This window comes from Candidatus Francisella endociliophora, assembly GCF_000764555.1.
In the GTDB taxonomy this organism is placed as follows: domain Bacteria; phylum Pseudomonadota; class Gammaproteobacteria; order Francisellales; family Francisellaceae; genus Francisella; species Francisella endociliophora.
In genome coordinates this window covers 1,564,033-1,588,096 of record NZ_CP009574.1, presented here as the reverse complement: position 1 = coordinate 1,588,096, position 24,064 = coordinate 1,564,033, and the positions used below count along the sequence as shown (strand labels likewise).

Below are 24,064 nucleotides of genomic sequence, written 5' to 3'. Positions count from 1 at the left end.
ACACCTCACTCAAAGGCTTTTTGTGAAACATTCAACCCACTAACAGAATCTATTGCTGAGTATTCACTCAAACCTGTTCCTTCTATTGATTGCTGAGAAAAACTAGTATTCCCAGAACTACCATCATTAAAATTATTTGATATTAAATACTCGTTAACTCTCTCATCTAACTGGTTTGCTAAATTAACTTTTTGCTCTATTAAATTAGTTTTTGCCGCATTCGATGTAAGTAAGCTGAAACTTGCAAAAGAAGCAAAAAGCAATATAGTCATTGAGATTAAAGTTTCTGTTAAGCTCACACCTTGACTTTTTCTGATTAGCCTCTTCATTTATTATTCAAATGGCATACATATAAATGTAAATATTATCACAAAAAGAAGCTAATTTCTCTGCATAGTAAATTTAGAAAACTAAAAAGATCTTTTTTATGACTCAAAACTTTTATAAACAGTATATAGATACGGACTAACATTATTAAGATCACTTACCGCATCACAGCTATTGTAAGATGAACACCCTGTATCAAAATATAACCTAGTAATGCTACCACAGCCACTATCAGCTAAACAAGACAGACCTTCTGGCATAGCATATATCTTACCTGCACCATCTCTAAGTATCTGATAATTTGTTGCAGTCCCAGTAGCTGGAGCCACTCTACTAAGAATAGTATTATTTGATATATCTTCCATATAAACAGCACTATCTGTAATAATAAAAAGCACCCCAAACTTTGCGATAATTTTCTCTATATTTTCTCCTAGAAATATGCGAGAAACTACCAAAGAAGGTGACCCTGTTAAACTATACAAATATGTATATAAAGTATTACCATTAAAATACACAATATAAAATTGTGTTGCATTTTTCTTAATAACAAGAGGAGTATCTGCAGGCTCTTTTGTCAAAGTTGCTTTTGTACTTGCAGAACCATCACCTAGCTCATAGCTTCCTTCAACCCCAAAATCAAAAATATTTTTTCCCTGAAAAATCAATGGCATACCAGCATCTAATACAAATAAACCATCTGGAACCGCTATATGTACTTGAGTTTCATCAAAATCAATTGTCCCCGTTGTAAAACTATCTGCAAGTATTGCTGTATAAGCATGTGTAACGCTATCAACAGTAGTTCTATAAATATCTAAGTCGTAGTTCCCTGATCTTGGCATTTTTCGTAAAATCAAAGGCTTTGGAGCTTCATCAACTACATCATGATACCACTTAACAAGTATTGTACTACCTGTATCACTAACTTCCGAGCCGCCATTTTCCGTTTCATCACCATCCTCATCATTTTCATCAACCGTGCCAATGATTTCCCATGCAGATCCCCAATCTGATCCTGTGCCTGGAGCATAATATGATGATGCTGTGCTTGAACACCAACCAGGTATTTTACAACTATATAAGGTATTATCTGATACAACTACATCATTTTTCTTATAACTTGTTCCAGCAGAGTATTCTGGATAGTCGCTACCATTTTCATCATTTGTTTGCGTAGCACCTGCACTTTCATTATATAGATCCCATGCAGATTCCCAATCTGATCCTGTGCCTGGAGCATAATATGATGACGCTGTGCTTGAACACCAGCCTGTAACCTTACAACTATACAAACTACCATTTGCTGAAACAATCTCATCTTTTTTATAGTTTGTACCAGCCACATAAAATGGATAGCTTGCATAAGTAGATCCACTTGGCAAATCTATAACTGGTTGCCAATTTGATATGTCAATTTCTGCTTGGCTCATATTATCAAAAAGATTACTCAAAACTGTTGATGATGTATAAACCCTATTGCCATCATATACAGCTAAGAAAATACTCCATCGACCAGCAACAAGATTCCAACCAATGCTAAGCTTATAACCTTCTGTTATATCTGCTGGGAGATATATTCTTGTACTAGCTCCTCCAACTACAAGATTAAAGCTAAAAACTATAGCACTATTATTACCATTACCTTGCCCCGGGTTATCTTCATCGTAACCATCATCATCATTCCCATGACCTTTATCATCATCCGAAAGATTTCTAATATCTAAATAGCCTATGTACCCTCTTTGTGTATCTAAAATTTCACCATTTGAATCTAATCTATATGTTGCTAGATTACCACTCATTGCATCGACATTCACAAATGGAACATTTAAGGGAATAAAACCATCATCATAACCGACCATTGTACTATTTGGCATAGTATTATAGATAAAGTTCCTAATATACCGCAGTATATCACCATCATAAAATTCATGGACAATACTATGACTTATTAAAAAAGGATCTGCATTATAAAGCTCAGCATTTGTATCTTCATACTCAAATCCTGGACTAATAGAGTTTGGTTGAGTTACAAACTTAAAATTTCCAATATTTTTCTCATCATCTACAGACAAATCTGTTGAGCCAACTATATTGCCAAAATAACCTTCAGATACATTAGAATTTTGTTTCTCCCTAACTAAAGAATCTATAGATAAAGAATCCATCCTAAAATTATAAGCAAGTGCTGATATTACTACCATTAGTACAAATGCAAAAATCAGAACTGCTAATAGTGTTGATCCTTTATCTTTTTTAAACATAAAAAACACCTATAAATTAATTATCTTGTGATATCTATTACCATCAATAGAGAAAGATACCCTTATTGCTGTATCATTAGAGTCTTGCAAATCAACATCTGAAGACACTCTGTCCCAAGAAATATTACCATTGCTAATAGAAGTGATTCTCTCTATTTGCAAACTCTCAACTCCTCTAACCAACTCAAAGGATTCACCTTGTGTGTTATCACTTTTCATATAAATATATAGTGCAAAAATATCTTGTCCATTTTCATCCTGCTCTCCAGCATTACCTACATATAAAACCTCAAAAGAATACTCTCCTAAATAATCTCCTGGATAATAAACACTTGCTGTAGGTGCTTGTGACAACTCAATAGTATTTGTTCCTAAATTTACTGAATTTGCTCTAACCATATTTATGTTATTTTTGCCACACAAGAATAAATAATCTCCACTTTCAATCCCATCTGCAGATACAACATTAAGAGTTGTATCTAAAGCATTTGTACCTATTAAAAAGGTGTGATCCTCTTCTTTTTTAATCATTATATAATCAGTATTTGCTTGATAACATTTTTCAGAACATCCAGCTTCTAGCTGTTCAGGGAGATGATTAGATGTTGTTAGAGGTAAATTACCAACCCGAAGAGCAGATGCATCAGTAAAAAAACCATCTAAAGAGTCATTTGTTCTATCATGATGCACCTGTTCTGAATAACCAAACTTACAAGCAAAACCAACATCTTTAACAAAGTCATACAATATTGACTTAACTAGTAATTGCTTAACTTCTGCTGTGGTTTTATCCTTATAAAGGTTATATCTATCTTTTACAGTTATGAAAATTGTTATTAAAGCCATTATAACAATTGATGAAATAACTACTGCAACCAAGACCCCTACTAAAGAAACTCCATCATTTTTATTTCTTTTAATACTTACCATCTGCACCTCCAAATCTACAAGACACACCAAGAAGGTAATAGTTGCGTATCAAAACCAAAAGCGGTGCATCTCCAAAACACTCCACTATTACTAACATCTGCATTTGTAAATGGTGCTAAAGTTAAATATGCTCCTGATTCAAGAGGAGGATCATCAAGAGGTACTGCTGTTACTATCTGTGTAGTACCTAGATTTAGAATAACGCCTGTATTAGATGACCATTTAGCCGTACTATCTGATAAATGTAAATCTCTGGCTACATCAATCTCAGCAATCAGTTCTGGACTCTCATCAATCATGGTTGCACCTGCTGCAACATAGATAGCATTGGCTGCTTGCATATAGGCACCAAGCTGCTGATTTATAATATTTGTTACTGGATTTACACTGCTATATGCTCTCTTTATTACATTTAAAGAAAAATTTGAATTAGATCCAGTAAACTCAAATATGCTAGCTGAGCTCGAACCTTGAGCAAAAGTCATCTCGCCAAGCTCACTATCATCAAATTCGCTAGTTAGCATGAATTTATCTACCCGACTATCTAGCTCATTAACTAGTTCAACTTTTTTTTCAGTCAAAATTGCTTTTGATAAAATATTTCCAATCATATAAATAACTGTAAATAATAAAAACATACCTAAGGTTGCAGCAATAAGAACCTCAATTAATGTAAATCCTTTTTTATTATTTCTATTTATACTCTTCATATCTCAACCAGTTATAAATTTTCCTTACAAACTTAGCCTTTACAATAATAATTTTAACATATAAAGAAGTTTTTATATTTATAAGAAATAAGTGAGACTTGGATTTAGTTACAAATTTTTAGAACTTGATAAGATTTGATAGTTTTTTTTAAACTATCCTTTGGTGAGCCATACCAAAATCAGAATAGATACTTAATTTCTGATTCAGCTTATGACACCGTTCAGAATCACACTGTTTTGACAATTCGATCTTATCATCACAATCATGCTTAATCGCACACTCCAACCCATCTTCATATGCAAAAAAATCTCCAGTTTTATTTCTATAGAACTGCAAATTGTTATTTTTATTTTTTCTATTCTTATAGGAGTTCTTTACAACTCCTCCCCATAAAACTTTATAATTTAAATTACTTTTTCTTTTAGGTGTTATCTCTAACTTAACTATTTCACCTTCATGGGCAGTATAGTCCAAATCTTTAAATATAGTTTCTGTAACCACATTTAACTCAACTCTTCTAAGCTTCCTAGATATCTTATCTATATCATAATCCGTTTTACCACCAGCTACTTTAATAGAATCAACTTTAACTCGACTTCCTGTGAAGTAAAATACCAATTTATTATTTTTTAGAGATACATCTTCATCACATTTAAACTCTAATAAACCATTTTTACCATTTTCAAAATTTACAAGCTCACACCCCTTTGCATACAACCCTGTAATATAAAACAAAAACACTCCCAAAATAGTAATTTTTTTAGTTATTTCACACATCACTATATTGAAACCTCTGCAAGTTGTTGATTTTTAAAATCATCGATATATATGTGTTTTTTCGTAACTATAAATTTCAAACCATATTTTATAACAATATTTTGTATTTTTTGATCAGGATAAATCACTGGCTCAGATACATTAATAACATCAGTATTTTTTGTATATGTATATTGATAATATCTATCATTTGCAAAAACTAAAACATAATAACTATAGTCATCTTTCTTAACTATTACTGGTTTATTTTCCACAACATGGTTCAGGTTAATAACTTCTTTTTTTAACCTCTGATCTTTAGCTATGTTATAGACAATCATTCTATCACCTGCAAAAACGTATAAAGGGCTTTTAGCCAATATATAATATGGATCTAAAGCCTCGATAAAAACATTACTATCATTAATTTCTCCTAACCCATTAATAGTATCTTTTAGAACTTCATCATAAGTATTCTTAAATTTATTATATGTAAAATCCATAAACCTAACGCTAGCCTTATCATCCTCATCATAATATGTGCTTAATACCGCTAAATTTGGTTCTGTATTGTCTTTCGTATAATGCCAATCAACAGCAACGATATTTGTTGAAGAATCAAAAGTTTTAACCGCAGTAGATAGGTTTAAAATAGCTTTATCAAAGTTATTTAGCAAATCATTAAGTTGAGTTCTATATATATAAAGGTGATGCTTATCATATATAGCCATTAGCATTTGCCAATGTCCTTTAACAAGGTGCCAGCCAATTTTAACTTCATAGTTATCAGAAATATCTAAGTTTCTTAGGCTAATAACTCTCGCTCTATTATTTACAGATACCAAAAGCCAACTATATTCTTTTTCTATATATCCTATGAAGCCATTTTTTGAATCACTAATATTTCCTTTATCATTTAAGTGATAATATTTTTCTATATCATTCATTCTGTTGATGTCAATATATGGAACATTAATAGGCACAAACTCGGAATAATAATTAATCATTGAGTGTTTAGGCAGATTTTTGAATATAATGTCTTTAGTAATTTTAAGGTTCTTCCTAAAAATCAACTTATGAATAATATCGCTAGTTATTGCTGAAGGTTCTGCATTATATAATGATACATCAACATTTTTATTAGAAAAAATTGGTTGCCTGCTTTGCAAAATATTTTCAAAATCATAATTACCAAGCTTATTTTTTCCTAGTCGAATTGAGCCTTTCTCAACTATACTTTGTATATACTGCTGCTCAGCCGTCATTATAGCTTCCTGACCAGCTAATCCCTTAATACTAAGCAAGTTATATCTTACGATATATACAAGACCAGAAACAGTCACCAAGACAACAAATCCAAATATCATAGCAGATACTAATGATGATCCTTTTGCTCTTATTAAACTTCTCAAACCTTTTCCCTACAGCAAAATTACTTTTTCGAACAGCTTACCTTTCAACTTAAATGATACTTTTATAGCTTTTGCTTCTATATCATCTAAATCAGTATTTCTAGTTATATCACGCCACGATAGATTTTTTCTATTTAAAATAGAATAACTAATTTTCAAATCAGAAACCCCATCTATGACAGGATACGTTACTCCCTTATGTGAACCACTTTTTGTATACATAAATAATGAATAGTTAACATTTTCAGGATTCTCTTTACTTTGATTAGCTGCAATATAAAAAATTTGAATACTATATTTTCCTGCATAATCATTTTTATGATATTCACTAGAAGGTGCAATATTTAGCTCAACCTTTCTATCACTAACACTATCAATTTTTACAATATTAACATCATCATTATTACAAAGCGCAAGATAGTCTCCCTTATCAAGTTGATCTACTGAATCCAAATACAAACTTAGATTAATAGGTCTAGAACTTAGTTCTGTAAAAACATCCTCATTTTTAACCATTATATAATCAGTATTTACCTGATATACAGAGCCTTTTGTTTCAAATCCTAAAGAGTCTGTTAAAAAAGGAGCTATATCTGAAATTTTGCCAACTCTGACTGGCGAGCTGTCATACATAAAATTAAAATTAAGAGGGTTTTCTCCTGTTTTATTAGTATAAACTTGATTCTTAGCACCATACTTACAAGAAAATCCCGCATCAATTACAGCATCATATAGTATTTTTTTTGTAGTTAATTCTTTAACATCCAATTCAGTTTTAGACTTGGTCTTTTGATAGATCTTTTTTGTTGATATATAGATATTTATTGCCATAACTATTACTATGGCAGATATAGTTATAGCTACTAAAAGTTCAACTAGAGTAACACCTTTATCGAATCTTTTACGCAGATTTACCATATTTTATTACTTCTTTTGACACTGTGATACCAAAGTCATTATTTTTACCAATAAATTTTGCTAATTTAGAGTTTGACGACTTTGTCTGAGTGAAGGTATTATTATCAACTGAAGACGTACTGAACCTACCTGTTAAGATATAATAATCTATTTTTTTATCTAATTGTTCTGCCAACAATGTTTTTTTTTCAGTGTTTACAGATGTTTTAATAGTAGAATTTATAACTAAAAAAGATGATGACAACATAAACAACACCAACCCTGATGAGATAACACTCTCAATCAAAGATAAGCCTTTTTGCTTACGTAGAAACCTTCTCTTAATGTTCACTATTTTAATATTTTCTAAACTAATGTTTTGGAACATCTTAACACATAGGCTTCTCTAAATCACTTTTTAGCAAGTTTTTTTAATGCTTATCTTCTCCATATAACTCCAAGACGACCTCTTTAAGCTCACCTTTTTCAAACCTATATGGCTCTACTTTAAAAGTAGACTGTTCCCATACACTATGCTCAGATACAGGTTCTTTAAATACTCTTTTTAATAGATCTGAAACTGTATCTGCAGGATACTCTGACAAATCAACACCTGATAACCTCTCTATAGCATACACAGGAGCATCTGCTTTTATCAAGAATCTATTAACTTCCAAAGTTACCCACGGCTCTTTTACTAAATGAAACTCATCAGACATTCTACCAATCAAGATCGTCAAAAGATTATCCAATGTGATAAATCCAAAAAGTTTATTGTGCTTATAAACTAAAGCAAAATGTGGCTTACCTTGCTGGAATTTTCTTAAAACATCTATCAATTGATCATGATGTGAGACTTTTAAGATTGGTCTCAACTCCTCATTTTTAGAATCATCATCAAGAGCACATAAAATATCCTTTGTATGGATGACTCCTACTATATTTTTCTTATTTGTTTTGTAAACAGGATATCTAGTGTAGAGATTTTTTTTAACTACTTCTAACTTTTCTTTACTTGATAAATCATAATCGATCATTACCATCTCTTTTATTGGTCGCATAGCATCAATAGCCTGTAACCCTGAGAATTCAACTATCCGTAATAAAATATCACGATGCTCTTCTGTTAAAGGTTTTTTAAGGTGGCTACTTTTAAGGATAAATTTAACTTCTTCTGCTGTATAACCATACTCAGCATCAGCCACAGTGTCCAATCTAAAAACTCTCAGAAGTAAACTTGCAGTTGCGTTTAGAATCCAAATAAATGGAAACATTACCCAATAAAAAATATACAAAGGAATACAAGTCAATAAAGATAATCTTTCTGTTTGTCTTATTGCCATTGATTTTGGCATCAGCTCACCAATCACAATATGCAGAAAGGATATAATCGCAAACCCTATTGCAAAGGCTATAAATTTGGAGATTTTAACAGATGTAATATCCATTGATATAAAAACTGGCTCTAACAATTCAGAAAATGCAGGCTCACCAACCCACCCAAGGCCCAGTGACGCTAATGTAATCCCTAACTGGCAAGCAGAAAGGTAAATATCTAGCTTACTATGGACTCTATAGAGTATTTTTCCTTGCAGTCCTTTTTTCTCACGTAAAACTTTTGCTTGCGAATTTCTAAGTTTAACCAAAGAAAACTCAGCCATTACAAAAAAAGCATTTAGCAACACAAAACCAAATGCTATTAGCAAATAAAATATATTATCGTATTCAATCATTAACTTATTGATTTATTACTACCTTGCTCGTCCTAGTATAACTATACACAAAATCGTATTTAAAAAAAGTAATATGCTCGGTAACATACATAATAAATACATATGAAAATCCGCTTGTGTATAAAGATTACATATTGAATAGACTGCAATACCAAGTCCAAGTATGGAAAAGCTCAATTTACCAATATTATCAAAAATAACTTTAACCCAACCTTCAAACTCATCAAAAACTTTACTTGTAGGTTTCCAACCTTGAGGCTTATTTAAATAATAATTTATTTCTGCTTTTATGCCACACCAAAATACATATGAGGAAAGCATAAACATTGCTATATAAATCTGAGAAATTTTACTCAAAAAACTGCCTTTAATATCTCCATATATGTAATACCAAAAACTTAAAATAAATAACGGTATAAGAGTCACATTAACAACACTAACAAATCCGACATTATTTTTTGGGAAAAGTACAAGAAGCAATGCAAATATAGGAAAACCTGAAGCTACAACCTTAAAAAGCAAATACAGCATATCAAGTTTTACACGAAAATATAGATTTGACGATGAAATTATATTTGAGAGATACTTGTGCATAACCTGCATGCCTCCAAAAGACCATCTTAACCACATTTTTTCAAATTCTTTCAGTGATGTAGGAACCCATTCACCAGTTTTAAGAAAAATTGGTTTACTTGTAAATCCTGCTTCATAGCATCTAAAACCTGCTGCAATATCTTCTGTTACCATTACCTGTGATTTATGATACTCCTCCCATTTAGAAGTTGCGTTAAGTGCTTTTTTACTCCAAATTCCATTATGACCTTGATAGTTGCAATAACCTTGCTTACCAACAAATTCATTAAAATAGCGAATTGTATTCTGAAAAATACTAGCAACTTTTGTCACCAAATTTGTATTATAATTTGTACTCTCAATTAGAAAGCTTACAAACCCAAGCTTAGAATCTTTTTTAAACTCTGGCAGCCCAACTTTTAAAGCATTTTTAGGTAGTGTTGAATCTGCATCTAAAAATAACACATAATCAAAATTCACATTATCCATCGCAATATCAAGATTACGAGGTTTAAACCCTTCTGTTCCAGTTCTATGAATAAATTTACAGCTTATACCATCTAACATATTATGTTTAGTAACATATTCTTGCCACTTTCTAAAATCTTTGTATTCTAGGTCACTATTATCAACTATAACTATTTCTTTTTTTTCTACTGGATAATCTAATGCATATGCTGAATCAAAAGTTAATTTACAAACATCAAAAGGTTCATTACGGGTAGCAATTACTATAGAGCATCCTAGATCATTTTCATAATCAGTGTCTTCTTCATTTTTTTTAGAAAAAAATAAACTATCAAAAAAACAATGAATACTTAGAATAATCCTATATCCCAATAGGAAAAAAGTTGGCAAAAGAATTGATAAAATCAATAGTGACCCAAAAGGGTGAATAGCATAATCAACTGCTAAAAACACCTGTGCGACACAAGCAACAAAAGCAAAACTTAATATCACATATATTGCACTAATACTTCCAAGAGGTTTTTTCTTAGATGTGAGAAACAAATATACAATAAAAAAAAACAGTGTTAATAATAATATAACTGTTGCAAAACACTCATCCAAAAATGAAAGACCATACAAAAACAGAACGCCTAAAAAAAGCGAAAATATCTTTTTCATAGGAAAATAAGGAAATAAATGATGAATATTTTACTTGAAAAGCAAATCACAGACAACCACAACTTTATAATGCTTGCTTATACTTATCAAATTCTCTTTGTACCGATTCTTCAGGTTTTGAAGTTAGTAAACTAAATATAACTATACATATACTACTCAAGGTAAAGCCTGGTACCATAGCATAAACCTTAAACCAACCACCAAAATGAGCGAACAATGGCCAAACGAGAACAACTATTGAACCAATTAAAATGCCAGCTATAGCTCCGGCCTTATTCATCCTTGACCAGAATAGTGAAAATATTACAACAGCGCCAAAAGAACTTCCTAAACCTGCCCATGCATACCCTACTAAGCTCAAAATAGTTGTATCTGGATCAAAAGAAATATAGATAGCAACAATAGTAACTAATAAAACTATTAGGCGACTAACATTCAACTGCTCCCTATGAGAAGCATGTTTTCTAATAAATTTTGCATATACATCTACTGAAAAAGCACTTGCTAAAGAAAGAAGTTGTGCTGAGGTTGTACTCATAACTGCCGAAAGTACAGCTGCCAATAGTATTCCCTCAATCCAAGGATTAAAAAACACTGCAGATAGCTTCAAAAATATTGCTTCAGGGTTTGTTATACCATCGCGGTAATAAGCAGCCCCTAAGATCCCAACACATGCGGCACCAATTAACGCTAATATCATCCATATCATACAAATCCACATAGCTTTTGGAGTTTTATTAGGATCTTTGATTGCCATAAATCTAACAATTATATGTGGTTGACCAAAATAACCTAAACCCCATGCCAAAAGTGAAACTATTGTAATTAAAGGCACACCAGATGTTACATCATAAAAACCTTTAATATCAATATTTGACAAAGCCCCAACAACATCAGCATTACCAAAATCACAATACACAACCGTTGGTACTATTAACAAAGCTAGAAGCATTAGACTACCTTGGAAAAAATCAATCCAAGAAATTGCTAAAAAACCACCGACACAGGTATAAATAAATATCACAGATGCTGAAAAGATTAATGCTGTATGATAAGAAATACCAAACATTGAACTAAATAACACACCACCAGATACAAGACCTGCACTAACATAAATTGTAAAGAATATAACTAAGACTATTGCTGTTAAAGACCTAATAACACCAGTATTATCATGAAATCTATTCTCAAAATATGCCGGTATTGTAATAGAGTCTTTCGCGATTTCTGTATATACACGTAGTCTTTTAGCAATAACACCCCAGTTTATAAAAGCTCCTATAGTTAAACCAAGAGGTAACCATATTTGATTAAACCCAGAAACCATAAACGCTCCTGGAAGAGCTAGCAACAACCAAGACCCCATATCAGATGCTCCAGCTCCAAGAGCGGCTATAGGAGCACTTAAAGAACGTCCTCCTAACATGTAGTCAGAAACTTTTTTTGTCTGAAAATATGAATATATTCCTATAGCAAAAATAATAGCTATATATAGTATAAACGTAGTCCAAAGGATATTGTTTTCGCTCATTTGTCATGTTTTAGTTAAAAAAGTGATTGCTTCAATTTAACATCTGAGAGATAGTTTTTAAAGTTAATTTGTTAAACTTTAATAATAAACCAGCATGTTTTCGGATATATTATCCAGATGAAAAATTTAATTGAAACAACAAAACTTGACAAGACAATATTTCAAAGACCCAAATTTGAAGAGGTCATAAAAGAAGACCTTATTTTTTGGGGCCAAGATGTACTACATAGAGATCAGTTTATACATAAATCTGCTTATATCCCCTTAAAAAATATGATTAAAATGGCTGCAAAAGATAATATTATTTTAGAGGTGTTATCGATATTTAGATCATATAAATATCAAGAAAATCTAATTTAGCGCCATTTAGATACAGGAAAAACTCTCCAGCAAGTAGTTAAAAAAGTAGCTTTACCTGGCTATAGTGAACATCATACAGGACTAGCGATAGATTTCACTACGCCTGAAGAAGATGGTTTAGTCACCGAAGATTTTGAACTTACTCATGCTTTCAAATGGCTAAACGAAAATGCAGAGTTATTCGGATTCTATATGAGCTATCCCAGAGATAATCCTTTTGGCATGATTTATGAGCCTTGGCATTGGAAATATAATTGCCATAGGTAAATTATATTTTCTTAGGTATTGGCATATTCTCATAGCCATCACCTACACAACTAGTTTTCATCAAATTAGACTTTGTAGATAAAAAACCTATCGTGTTTTTAAGAATCTGTTTAGGATCAACTCCTACAAGATATTTAGGATCAGTAAAGCCTAAAGATTCAATGCACATACCCCATTTAAACTGAAAGAAATATACTTGATCTTTATCAGGACTCTCAAAAGCTTCTTTCTGAGCTAATCCAACCATACTCCTATATATAGCTAACTATCAATAAAATCATTTGCAAAAAGACTAACTGAAAATAACAGCAATATGAATGAGAATAAAATTTTCTTCATTTAAAATGTGAATTCAAAAACTATATTTAAGAAGTATGATAGAGTTTAATTATTTATTTTTCAAGAAAACTTAAGACATAAAACTTTCTACGCCATCTTTAAAATCAAAGCTGTGCTCCGCTGTAATGTGACGAACTGTCTTAGTTGTAGATCTCATAACTACACTATGAGTTACTGCATAAGAGCCTCTACGAGTACTATTAATTCTTTTAACACCTTGAAGCATATTTCCATCTGTCACACCTGTTGCAGCAAATACTATATCTCCTGATGCTAGCTCATCAATATCATACTTTTTATCAAGGTCTGTAACACCTAAGCGATGAGCTCTTTGAACTTCTTCATCATTATGAAATTCTAATCTAGCTTGCATTTGACCGCCTAAACATTTAAGTGCTGCCGCTGCTAATACACCCTCAGGAGCTCCGCCAGTACCTATATAAACATCTATACCAGAGTTTTCTGTAGCTGTTGCAATCACTGCTGAAACATCACCATCATCTATTAATATAACTCTAGCACCACACTCTCGTGCTTCTTTGATAATATGTGCATGACGAGGCCTATCCATAGTACAAACTACCAATGCAGATACATGAACACCCTTATACTCAGCAATTCTCTTTAAATTTTCTGTTACAGAATCATCTAGATCAACAATACCTTTAGGCGCAGTAATACCACCGACTGCAATCTTTTGCATATACACATCAGGCGCGTTTAAAAAACCACCTTTATCTGCCATTGCTAAAACTGTAAGAGCATTTGGGCCACCTTTTGAAGTAATTGTAGTGCCTTCTAATGGATCTAAAGCAATATCAACCTCACATCCACCAGCACCAACTTTTTCTCCAATATAAAGCATAGGAGCTTCATCAAGCTCGCCCTCACCAATTACAACGGTCCCGTTAACTTCAACTTCATTGAACGCTTTTCTCATTGCATCCACTGCTGCCTGATCAGCTGCGATCTTATCACCTCTACCCATCTGACTCCAAGATGCTAATGCCGCTAACTCTGTTACTCTGACTGCTTCAAGTGCTACTTTTCTATTCATTTCGCTTGATCCTTTTTATTTTAAAGTTTATTAGTTATTGGTGCTACAAAATTCTCTATCACAGTTTTTAACTCTATTAGTTTTCCATGAAAAAAATGGCCTACTTGATCCATCTTTACCAATGTCAAATCTGACCTGACTGTTTTCAAAGTAAAATCGAAAACTGAATTAGGGTTTACTGTATCGTCATCGATTCCTTGTACAACAAGCCATGGAATATTTTCAGGCTCAGAAAACCCTGTTAAATCAAATCTATCTACTGCAGGAGCTATGGTTATTAAAGTTATGACATTGTCCAGCTTAGTTAATCCTTTATATGCTATAGCTCCTCCAAATGAGAAACCACATAGAACTATCCTTTTAAAAGATGTATTTTGTTTAATCCAATCACAGACTGATAACAAATCCTCAAGTTCACCAGCACCTTCACCATACTCACCTTGACTATCGCCAACCCCTCGGTAATTAAATCTATAAGATGATATCCCAAAAGTTTTCATTGCTCGTGAAAGAGTAGTAACAATTTTGTTGTGCATACTACCTTGATACAATGGATGTGGATGACAAATAACCGCTACAACCTCTCGGTTATCATCTTTAACTTGATCGTGAACTGCTTCAAGCAGCCCCGCTTTTCCTTGAATAAAAAATGTATCCATAACGATATAAATTAGGATTCTGGTGTTAAGTCACAGTCCTCTAATTTTATTAGCTTAGTTTTTTTAACGAACTTATAGACAAAGTATAACATTACAAAAGCAAAGAAACCTATATAAGTTGACAAAAATTCAATTATAACACTTGACCAACTTCTGCCACTCATTGTTAAGATGTTAACACCTTGTCCAACAATAACTAGGCTAACTAGTATTAGAGCGATGATAGGAGCCCATGGGAAAAACTTAGCTACAAATGGTAGATCCTTTAAGTTTTTACCTTGCTTAACATATGCTCTTCTAAATCTATAATGACTAAGTGCTATTGTAAACCATGCAATAAATCCAGCAAGGCTTGAGATATTAACTAGCCATGTAAATATTTGCCCACTTCCAACGAAAGATACAAAGAAGAATGAACTACCTATCAGACAAGTTGCTAAAAGCGCTATCATAGGTGTACCCTTTGAATTAGTAGTGGCAAAAACCTTTGGAGCATGTCTAATTTTACCTAAATGCCATAGGACTCTTGTCGCACTATACATACTAGCGTTACACGCGGAGATTATCGCTGTTAAAATTATCACATTCATAATAGTAGCAGCTGAGCTTAAACCAACATTTTCAAACACTATAGTAAATGGGCTAATTGATATATCTTCAGTCGCACTAGCTTTAATTAAAGACGGGTTGTTATATGGAATTAAAAAACTAATAATAACTACCGCCAAAATATAAAAAATAAATAATCTCCAAAAAGTCTGCTTAATAGCCTTTGGTATAGATGTGTTTGGATCTTTTGCCTCACCTGCTGTCACACCAATAAGCTCACTTCCTTGAAAAGAGAATCCCGCAATCAAAAATACAGATATAAAGCCCCACCAGCCATTATGAAAAGGAGCATCTCCAACATGCCAGTTTTGAAAACCTACACTTTCATGATTTCCAACTAATCCGAAGATCGATAAACCACCCACTATAATAAATATAATAACTGTAGATACTTTTATGAAAGATAACCAATACTCCACCTCGCCATATATTTTTACTGAAAAAATATTTAGACAAAATACTAACACAAAGAAAAAAGCACTCCATAAAAGTATTGAACTACCAGGAAACCAGTATTGCATGATTAATGCTGCTGCTATTACCTCTGTAGCAACAGTAATAGCCCAATTAAACCAATAGCTCCAACCAGTACTAAATCCTAAAGCAGGATCTACATAGCGGGTTGCATATTCACAAAATGTCCCACTAACTGGACTATGTGCTGCCATTTCTCCAAGACTTGCCATTAAGAAATATACCATAATTGCTATGATTACGTATGCTAAAACAGTACCTCCAGGCCCAGCATCAGCAATAGCTCCACCTAAAGCTACAAACAGCCCAGTACCAATACAGCCACCAAGAGCTATCATTGACATATGACGAGTTTGTAAACCTCTTTTAAGTTTTTCCGACATTTAATTTTCCTTCTTTTCAACAGTTCACACTACAGATTTGAAAAATACAAATCCTATTAAACTTTAAAGAAAAAGAGACTGAGACTTTGCGAGACATGCTAAGACCAGAAGCTCTCCACACCTACTTTTAGTGTGACAGTTCTAACACTTTTCAATGCTAAACCCAAGAGTACAGACCACAACATCTGAACTCTTTCGGCATAATCTCTAGAAATCCAATTATCATTAAGTGTTATGACTTTCAAATTGGTTCTATAGATTACGCACCTCTTCTTTAAATTTTTGAGTTTTATACAAAAACTAAAAATAGTGTAACATAATAAAAGAAAAGCTGTCAAACTTAGATCATACAAACCAAAACCTTAGATCAATAAGTAAAACCTAGTGCGGTACCAAATTCCCAGCCTGCATCATATAAAAATCAATCCTTTTTATTTAATAACATCCATATATAAAAGACTGTTCTTTAATACTTCGATCCATTCTTCATTATCAATAAAACCATTACTGGTTGCAATCTATTCTCTATAACATATTCCTCTGTTGTTAGGATATCCTTTTCTGATCGGTTATAAAGTCTATAACTACCATTTAATGCATCTTTTATATATTCTTGCTTTATTCAGGTGTTTATATTATAGTTTTCGAGCTTTATATTTTCTTTAGTTATAAAATAAATACTTATCAACACATATCATAATTGAGCTGATATTGTTGTACTACCTTATTGTTTTGATTATGAACCTTAAATAATATTTGTTTAATTTGATTATTATGTTTCTTTTTACAAAATACTGTTTTTATTTTATTGAAATCTAATTCTTTAGATGGATCTATATTTTTATATATTATTGTTTGTACATCATCTTCATTGATTATTTTCTCAAGAGTTAATGTTTTACTTATTTCTTCGGGCATGTTCTGGTTGATAATATAATTATCAAGCTTTGATATAATAGATTGATTCTTTAGATCACGGTCACTATTTACATCTGTAATTATGATTGTAGTCCCAAAAACTAGAGAAAATATTAATAGTGTAAAAACTATAAGCCCTAATATACTATAAAACCTAGATAATAATTTCCAAAGAAAAAATCCAGAATACTTCTTACAAGAATTCCATATCGCTATTAGTATAAAAATATGACAGCATATAAATATCATATAATGAAAAAATAAATATATACTCCAAACACCAGGACTTTTTATGATTAAAGAAGCAGTATAAGCTGTTAATAAAGCAACCAAAAATATAGCTAACTGTGACAGCCAAAATGTTTTAGCTAAAGAATAGTCTCCACATAACAATTTATTTAAAAGGTTTTTGTTGTTTTTTGTTTTCATAATCTTAATCCTCATAAAGGTATTTCTTTAGTACATTGTCATGGTATTCTTTTAATCTCTGTTCCCGGTCTTTATTTAACAATCCCATAAGATATTCTTGTCTTTCAAACATAACTTTTCTGAAATCATGATTTGGATTTACTTTTTGATTTTTGGCTGAAAATTTTGAAGCAAGAGAATGAGTCACTTCATTAAGAAGTAAGTAGAGAGTATTATTCATATCTAAATTTTTTTTATGAACATATATTTCCCCTCTCTCTGTTTCGTAATAATCGAATCCTCGCGTTCTATTTTTTTCAATATGTGATGCACCTTCATACTGAGGTGTAGTATTTACTTTTTTATAATATTCAGGCACCTTTTGTATCTTATCTAGTATCTGTATAAAATTATTATAATTCTCGAATAGCATTTCTAAGCTTTGTAAATTTTCATTCATAACTTACACCTCTGATAAATACTTGTCTTTGACCAAATTTCTGACAGAGTTTGGTAAAAAGTGCTGTGTTCCAAGCCCCGGTTGTCCAAATGCAGGAGCAATTCTCCCTGATTTAACATTTATTGGTTTTGTTACTTTATAAACATTATATGAATCATTTATTTTGGATTCAGACAAGGCTATCACTTTTCATATTTTATTATTTCTCTTTTTATAGTTTCTATAATTTCTTTAGGATCAGTCCCAATCTTTTCTATCTTTATACCATTCTCGTTAACTGCCGTAATTTGATATACATTCATTGATACTTCTTCTACCTTTAAATTCCAGTCATTTAAACCCTCTATCTTCATCACAACTCTTTTATCACTTGTTTATATATCAAAGTTTTTAATCTTACTGGAGCATGTAATTGTATTTCCCCTCCAAGTTGACCAAGTGCAGAAGCTACTCTCCCAGATTACACAGAAAATGGCTTCATAACTTCAAATTCTATAGTAGTTTTTTAATAAGATACTTTGAGGCATCTAAGTTTGATTCAAAAGATTTCTTATCAAAGATAACTCCTCTTTCACTATAATAAACAACCCAAAAAGAACCCTCTTTGTTCATAGTATATTTATCTTCAGGCAGATTAGTATCAAAAGTATATAAGTTTCTATCAATGCTAAGTTTATCTAAAATATCAATAAGTTCTTTTCTAGTCATATCCCTAAACCTCCTCTATGAATTTATCTATGATATCTTTTACAGGTCTATCAATAACATATTGCTTACCCATTCCTGGTTGGTTAAAAGCAGGAGCAATTCTTCCAGATTTGACATTTAATGGTTTTATAACCCTATAAGTTCGGTACTCATTTATTTTTGCTCCTGGTGGTAATGCTCTCATTTTCATTGGAGTATTAGCAGGAGATAAAAATCTACCATTTTTACTACCAAATCTATCAATCAAAGTTCCTGGTTTTAATGTTTCATGTACAATTTCACCTATAAAACCATCATTTTCAGGGTAGTACTTAACTAAATCTTTAGTCACATTCGCCTGCCCAACAACATTTCTTTCTGTAACAGCAGCAGTTGTACTTGATTCTATTAAACCTCCTGCTTTACCAGTAGCATAAGTAGCGGCTTTTAGCTCAGATGCTCCATATGTAAAGCCTAATGCAGTACCAAATGCCCAACCTGCATCATGTGCAAATCCTGATTGATGTCCAGTATTTATAAAACCTCCAGACATACCATTCATCATCCCTGAAGCAAAGTTACCTGCTCCATGGAAGAAATCACTAAATGAAAATAGTCCTGTAGGGTCTGTATATCTAAGAGGATTATCATTAGCATATGAATATCTATTAAAACTAGATAAATCATCAACTGTAGGTTCTGCAGGATCATAAGCCATGAATCTACCAATACCAGGAGAATAGTACCTAGCATTCATATTTACTAGACCCATATCCTTGATAGTTTCTTTACCTGTAAAGCCTAGATGATCACTATCTTTATCATTTTGCTCAATACCATAAGGCTTATAATCTTGTGAATATTCTGTAGCTCCATTTAAAGTACTCGCTATTGGTGAGCCTAAAGCATTTGTAGTTATATAATGATAAGCTATATTCGTTAAATCACCATCATTATGTGTAGCTTCTACAGCAAGCTTTCCATTTAGATATATATAATCGGTTACTTGATTAGAAGCTTTATTAGGATCTAGTTTATAAACTAACTTTCCTGATTCATCATAACGAGTAATAACAGGCTTATTACTATCTTGAGTAGTTGATATTACATTGCCATTTGGATCATAATCAAAAGTGATAGTATGATCTGCATTTTTAAAACTAATTAGATGGTTAGCAGAATCGTAAGTATAGCTATCGCCACCTTCATTTATAATATTCCCATTAGCATCATAACTTATACTTTCTGAGCCATTTGCTGTTGAGGTAACTGAGCTTAAAAGATTGTTACCACCATAAGTATATGAGTTGGTTGTTTTAGAATCTGACAGAGATGTTATATTGTTTAGATTATCATAAGAATAATTTGCTTGTCCCCAATATCCACTTGCTGTAGTTAATCTGTTATTTGCATCATAGCCAAAACTTGCAGAATTTGCTGAACTATTATTGTCTGTTATTGCTGTTACATTATTCTCACCATCATATGTATATGATTTACTAGCACTTGTTGATTTAATACTACTAATACGATTCATAGAATCATATGTAATTGCTAGTGAGTAACTATTTCCAGAATAACCTGTAATATTATTAGCAGGACTATATGTAATACTTGAAATAATATTACCCGCTGAGGTTGATATGGCTTTTGATCTGCCTAATCCATCTGGGTTATAGTTGACTACTAACCCATCTGGGTAAGTAATAGTACTTATATGCCCGTAATCATCATATGCATATGATATAGAATTATTGATGCCATTATATGTCAATGTAGATGATAGTACTCTATCCATAGCATCATAAGTATTTGCTATTTGATTTGTAGCACTTATAGTCTTTGATGTTACATTATTGTTAGCATCATAGTCATAAGTAATAGTTGGAACTTGTGAAATGCCTCCAGCTGCTGAATAGCTTACTTTAGTTATATTGCCATTACCATCATACTCATAGTTAGTTGTACTACCTCCTGATATTTGCTCAGACTTACGCAAACCATTTGGATAATAAGTATAATTAGTTGTTCCTAGCTCTGGATCATCTTGAGACATTAGCCAATCAAGGTGAGTAGAATCAGAATAATTGTAAGTTCTAGTTTTACCTCCTTGAGATAATGAAAGTAATCTTCCCTCATCATCATAATCAGCTGTATTACTAAGAACTCCTCTAGTTTTACTTAATAGAATAGGCTTACCAAAACCTTGTCTATAAGAATATGTTGTAGTCCCATTAGGGGCTGTAACTTTTTTAGTTGAGTCACCATTACTTGCACTATAATCAGCAGTCCATGTATAGCTTGCAAAGCTATTAAGAGATACTAGTAAACCTGTTGCTAATAAGGATAATTTAATTAATTTCATCTCTAAACTCCTTAAAATGAACTAGTATCTTTGATTAACTGAAGCGGTCTATTCAAAATATCATTAATGTATATGTCGCCTGTGCTACATTGACTAATTGAGCTACATGGGTAACTCATATAAACCTTATTGGCTGTAGTATCATATTTATTTGAAGTAGCTATACCGCCAGAAGAATCACTCGCAGAGGTTTGAGAACTAATTTCTCTACCAAGACCATCATAAGTAGTGACAGTAGTTACATTGCCTTGTTTCTTAGTAGTTACTAGCCCATTACTACTATATGAATATGTAGTTGCATAACCTGTAGGAGGAGTTACTGATGTAGGTCTACCAGCTTTATCATAAGTATACTTAGTAGTATTACCTTTTGGATCAGTTTTACTTAAGACTAAGCCTCTATAGTCATAACTATAAGTGGTCTTGCCTCCATTTGGATCAATAACTATAGTAGGTTTACCATATTGATAACTTTGATATTTAGTTGTATTACCACTAGCATCTGTTGAACTAGCTAAATTACCATTTGAGTCATATGTAAACTCTGTTTTTACTCCATCAACTGTACTTGATATCAGATACCCTTCACTATCATAGGAGTTACTAGTACTATGGATAACGTTGTCATCGTCATCTTTAACAGTTATAGTTTCAGGTAAGACCATTTGCCCATGAGTTGAGGTGGCGGGTATATCAACATATGTTGTAGTGGTAATTCTTTTTTTACCATCAGAAGATGTTTCAGTCATAGTAGCTGGGAATAAATACTTATCAAACCCATCAAATTCTTTAGTTGTTGTTACTCCATCTTGGGTAATTACTTGTTTAGTTAGATAAGGAGTATTATTAGAGTTATATCCCCAAGTATTTACCTCATCATAAATTATATTACCTTTTTGGTCTAACTTTTGATGTTCTTTGTATGTTCCATTAGCAGGACTAGCAGTCCATGCTCCTCCATGTGCAGGATATCCTGAATACTTATCTACACTTCCATCTAGATTAGTTATTGTGTTATTTGTTTTATTTGAATTACCAGAAAAACTTTCACTGAGTGTTTTGTCTAAGTTAGCACCTGAATAAGAGTGGGAATTTCCTGATCCTAAATATATTAAACCATTAATATCTGTAAATTTATATTCACTAGGAGATATAGAATCTGATAAGATTTTCCTACCATCAGGATATATTATTGTTAAATATGGATTACGAGTATATTCGAAAGACCACTTTCTTCCTTGATTATCACTGAGCCCTGTATAAAATACAGAAGTACATTCATAAACTTCTGTCCCGCTGTGGTTTGTTCTGTAAATTCGTTTATTATCAGTTAAAAAATTTAGTTTATATCCATTAGATAATGATATTTCCGAAAGATATATTCCTGTTATTCCGTAACTACATAGATTATCATCTGTTCCAGGTCTAAGTATTTTTGTAGCATCTCCATAAGAGAACATTACATTTGATTTTTTATGTTGGCTATATATATAACCACTTGTTGCACTCCCTGTATATAAAACACCATTACTAGAATAAACAGAGTAATCATTTCTATTTATAGTCCCATTATAGTGTGTATTTGCAACTCCAAAACCACCCCCAAAAGGAAAACTTAAAGTATTAATTTGACCATCATTTCCTCTCAAAAAGCCAACGGTTTTAGGTCTATTTCCTCCAGCATATTCATCCCCTATTACCATAGGTACTGGTACAATTATATTACCTTTATCATTGATATAAAGACTGTAATTAAAATCTAGTCCATCATCTAAAGATGTATGTATTATTGGAATTTCTTTAGTATAATCCCCTGTCTCTGGCTGATACCTCATTATTTGAGTATCATTGGTTGGAGGGAACGAGAAATCATCTCCACTACTTGACTTGGTTTTATGATGAGAACTAGCAAATCCTGATGATATTAAAACTGCACTTAATAAAATTGATTTATTGATATTCATGAATATAATTTTGGAAAATTAATTATTATGTTTTAATTATATCATTTATAAAACAATTTAAATAAGTTGTTTATTTAAATTTTAAATTACTTTCTTTCATACATAAACCAATACACAATCCATGTACAGATATAAACAAATATCCCACAGAAAACCACATCACTGAAGAAGTGTCCTCCCTGAGCCATTCTCATAAGCCCTAGACCACCACCAGCAAATATTGCAGCTGAGAAGGCTACAATTTTTTTTCTACGCGTAGCTACAAGTGGCATAAACGCAAAAAGCCAAAATCCCATAGACGCATCACCACATACAAATGAGCAGTTTTTGCCACATTGATTTGATATTATAAATGGAGGCTGAAATACTTTATCACCCTGAAATTGCTCCACCATAACAGGTCTAGGTCGACCCCAATGATCTTTAAAAACATAATTTACAACTAGCCCAGGACCAATCCATAGACACACAGCCACAAAAAATATTGCCTTTCTTGATTTAATTTTGAACTTCTCAATAAATAAAGACCCTAAAAGAAATAAAATCACTACTATCGAAAAAAAGATTGGAAAAACTCTAGCAAACCAATGTAGAAAACCCAGAACACCTGAAGTTTGACTTCCTATGAAACTATGACTACTGAAGTCATAAAAGTATCCTGCTAATGTGATATCTAAATGAGGAAATATTAGAAAAAACACCCATGCAAAAAAGCATACAATAAAACCTAATATAATATGAAATCTAGCCACAACTTACCCTTACATGTTCTGCAGGTTAACAAATAATAGTATAGTCTAACATTTTTGTAATTTTTTTTGTTAGAATTATCAACTGGTACGATGTATT

At 32.1% G+C, this 24,064-nt stretch carries 24 protein-coding genes, 1 pseudogene and 1 riboswitch; of the genes and pseudogenes, 2 read left to right on the top strand and 23 right to left on the bottom strand.

The features are described from left to right. Positions 1–5: 5 nt before the first annotated feature. From QI37_RS07840 to putP, 11 genes are all read right to left on the bottom strand, one after another. The gene (locus QI37_RS07840; RefSeq protein ID WP_040010214.1) at positions 6–329 is read right to left on the bottom strand and encodes a PulJ/GspJ family protein; all 324 of its coding nucleotides are present in this window, start codon (positions 327–329) and stop codon (positions 6–8) included. A 96-nt stretch (positions 330–425) separates the two neighbouring features. Next, entirely contained in the window at positions 426–2,594 is a 2,169-nt protein-coding gene (locus tag QI37_RS07835) for a membrane protein (protein ID WP_040010211.1), read from the bottom strand. 9 nt (positions 2,595–2,603) lie between these two features. Continuing rightward, positions 2,604–3,524 (bottom strand): PilW family protein, encoded by a 921-nt coding sequence (locus QI37_RS07830; RefSeq protein ID WP_040010208.1) that lies wholly within the window; start codon positions 3,522–3,524, stop codon positions 2,604–2,606. A gap of 14 nt (positions 3,525–3,538) precedes the next feature. Continuing rightward, positions 3,539–4,234, bottom strand: coding sequence for a type II secretion system protein (locus tag QI37_RS10145; RefSeq protein ID WP_081946998.1), 696 nt, complete (start codon positions 4,232–4,234; stop codon positions 3,539–3,541). Between the two features lie 148 nt (positions 4,235–4,382). Further along, complete coding sequence (locus tag QI37_RS07815) at positions 4,383–5,012, bottom strand: hypothetical protein (protein WP_052399172.1); 630 nt, start codon at positions 5,010–5,012, stop codon at positions 4,383–4,385. Positions 5,013–5,014: 2 nt separating this feature from the next. Further along, a complete protein-coding gene (locus QI37_RS07810) occupies positions 5,015–6,358 on the bottom strand; it encodes a hypothetical protein (protein WP_052399203.1) in 1,344 nt (447 codons plus the stop codon). Between the two features lie 54 nt (positions 6,359–6,412). Beyond that, positions 6,413–7,321, bottom strand: coding sequence for a PilW family protein (locus QI37_RS07805; protein WP_040010204.1), 909 nt, complete (start codon positions 7,319–7,321; stop codon positions 6,413–6,415). Then, positions 7,305–7,646, bottom strand: a complete 342-nt coding sequence (locus tag QI37_RS07800) for a hypothetical protein (RefSeq protein WP_040010759.1) — start codon at positions 7,644–7,646, stop codon at positions 7,305–7,307. The genes QI37_RS07805 and QI37_RS07800 overlap by 17 nt, the downstream gene beginning before the upstream one ends. Positions 7,647–7,731: 85 nt before the next feature. Continuing rightward, the gene (locus QI37_RS07795; protein WP_040010203.1) at positions 7,732–9,033 is read right to left on the bottom strand and encodes a hemolysin family protein; all 1,302 of its coding nucleotides are present in this window, start codon (positions 9,031–9,033) and stop codon (positions 7,732–7,734) included. 18 nt (positions 9,034–9,051) lie between these two features. Continuing rightward, on the bottom strand, positions 9,052–10,734 hold the full coding sequence (locus tag QI37_RS07790; RefSeq protein WP_040010202.1) for a glycosyltransferase family 2 protein: 1,683 nt from the start codon (positions 10,732–10,734) through the stop codon (positions 9,052–9,054). Between the two features lie 64 nt (positions 10,735–10,798). Beyond that, entirely contained in the window at positions 10,799–12,265 is a 1,467-nt protein-coding gene (putP, locus tag QI37_RS07785) for a sodium/proline symporter PutP (protein WP_040010200.1), read from the bottom strand. 117 nt (positions 12,266–12,382) lie between these two features. Between putP and QI37_RS10470 the strand changes: the two genes are divergently transcribed. Together QI37_RS10470 and QI37_RS10465 are read left to right on the top strand one after the other, a co-directional pair. After that, positions 12,383–12,625: a M15 family metallopeptidase domain-containing protein gene (locus QI37_RS10470; protein ID WP_040010198.1), complete on the top strand. Its 243-nt coding sequence runs from the start codon at positions 12,383–12,385 to the stop codon at positions 12,623–12,625. Between the two features lie 75 nt (positions 12,626–12,700). Beyond that, a pseudogene (locus QI37_RS10465) lies at positions 12,701–12,892 on the top strand (D-alanyl-D-alanine carboxypeptidase family protein); the annotation flags it as partial. A gap of 1 nt (position 12,893) precedes the next feature. On the opposite strand, the gene QI37_RS07775 reads toward QI37_RS10465, so the two are convergent. From QI37_RS07775 to lpxF, 12 genes are all read right to left on the bottom strand, one after another. After that, entirely contained in the window at positions 12,894–13,139 is a 246-nt protein-coding gene (locus QI37_RS07775; protein ID WP_040010197.1) for a hypothetical protein, read from the bottom strand. Positions 13,140–13,301: 162 nt separating this feature from the next. After that, positions 13,302–14,288 (bottom strand): class II fructose-bisphosphatase, encoded by a 987-nt coding sequence (glpX, locus tag QI37_RS07770; protein WP_040010196.1) that lies wholly within the window; start codon positions 14,286–14,288, stop codon positions 13,302–13,304. Positions 14,289–14,308: 20 nt separating this feature from the next. Then, a complete protein-coding gene (locus QI37_RS07765; RefSeq protein WP_040010194.1) occupies positions 14,309–14,947 on the bottom strand; it encodes an alpha/beta hydrolase in 639 nt (212 codons plus the stop codon). A gap of 11 nt (positions 14,948–14,958) precedes the next feature. Next, positions 14,959–16,413 carry an amino acid permease gene (locus QI37_RS07760; RefSeq protein WP_040010192.1) on the bottom strand — a complete coding sequence of 485 codons (1,455 nt, stop codon included), beginning with the start codon at positions 16,411–16,413 and terminating at the stop codon, positions 14,959–14,961. A gap of 100 nt (positions 16,414–16,513) precedes the next feature. After that, positions 16,514–16,693, bottom strand: a riboswitch (Lysine riboswitch). Between the two features lie 404 nt (positions 16,694–17,097). Then, positions 17,098–17,760 carry a hypothetical protein gene (locus QI37_RS07755; protein WP_144242725.1) on the bottom strand — a complete coding sequence of 221 codons (663 nt, stop codon included), beginning with the start codon at positions 17,758–17,760 and terminating at the stop codon, positions 17,098–17,100. A gap of 4 nt (positions 17,761–17,764) precedes the next feature. Beyond that, positions 17,765–18,199: an Imm63 family immunity protein gene (locus QI37_RS07750; RefSeq protein ID WP_040010190.1), complete on the bottom strand. Its 435-nt coding sequence runs from the start codon at positions 18,197–18,199 to the stop codon at positions 17,765–17,767. 3 nt (positions 18,200–18,202) lie between these two features. Then, a complete protein-coding gene (locus QI37_RS07745) occupies positions 18,203–18,376 on the bottom strand; it encodes a TNT domain-containing protein (protein ID WP_158409072.1) in 174 nt (57 codons plus the stop codon). Between the two features lie 5 nt (positions 18,377–18,381). After that, positions 18,382–18,552 carry a hypothetical protein gene (locus tag QI37_RS10270; protein WP_158409071.1) on the bottom strand — a complete coding sequence of 57 codons (171 nt, stop codon included), beginning with the start codon at positions 18,550–18,552 and terminating at the stop codon, positions 18,382–18,384. A 139-nt stretch (positions 18,553–18,691) separates the two neighbouring features. Beyond that, complete coding sequence (locus QI37_RS07740) at positions 18,692–18,907, bottom strand: hypothetical protein (RefSeq protein ID WP_040010184.1); 216 nt, start codon at positions 18,905–18,907, stop codon at positions 18,692–18,694. 4 nt (positions 18,908–18,911) lie between these two features. Further along, positions 18,912–21,251 carry a glycohydrolase toxin TNT-related protein gene (locus tag QI37_RS07735; protein WP_040010182.1) on the bottom strand — a complete coding sequence of 780 codons (2,340 nt, stop codon included), beginning with the start codon at positions 21,249–21,251 and terminating at the stop codon, positions 18,912–18,914. A gap of 11 nt (positions 21,252–21,262) precedes the next feature. Continuing rightward, the gene (locus QI37_RS07730) at positions 21,263–23,215 is read right to left on the bottom strand and encodes an RHS repeat domain-containing protein (RefSeq protein WP_040010180.1); all 1,953 of its coding nucleotides are present in this window, start codon (positions 23,213–23,215) and stop codon (positions 21,263–21,265) included. Positions 23,216–23,301: 86 nt separating this feature from the next. Further along, the gene (lpxF, locus tag QI37_RS07725) at positions 23,302–23,967 is read right to left on the bottom strand and encodes a lipid A 4'-phosphatase LpxF (RefSeq protein WP_040010178.1); all 666 of its coding nucleotides are present in this window, start codon (positions 23,965–23,967) and stop codon (positions 23,302–23,304) included. Positions 23,968–24,064 lie beyond the last annotated feature (97 nt).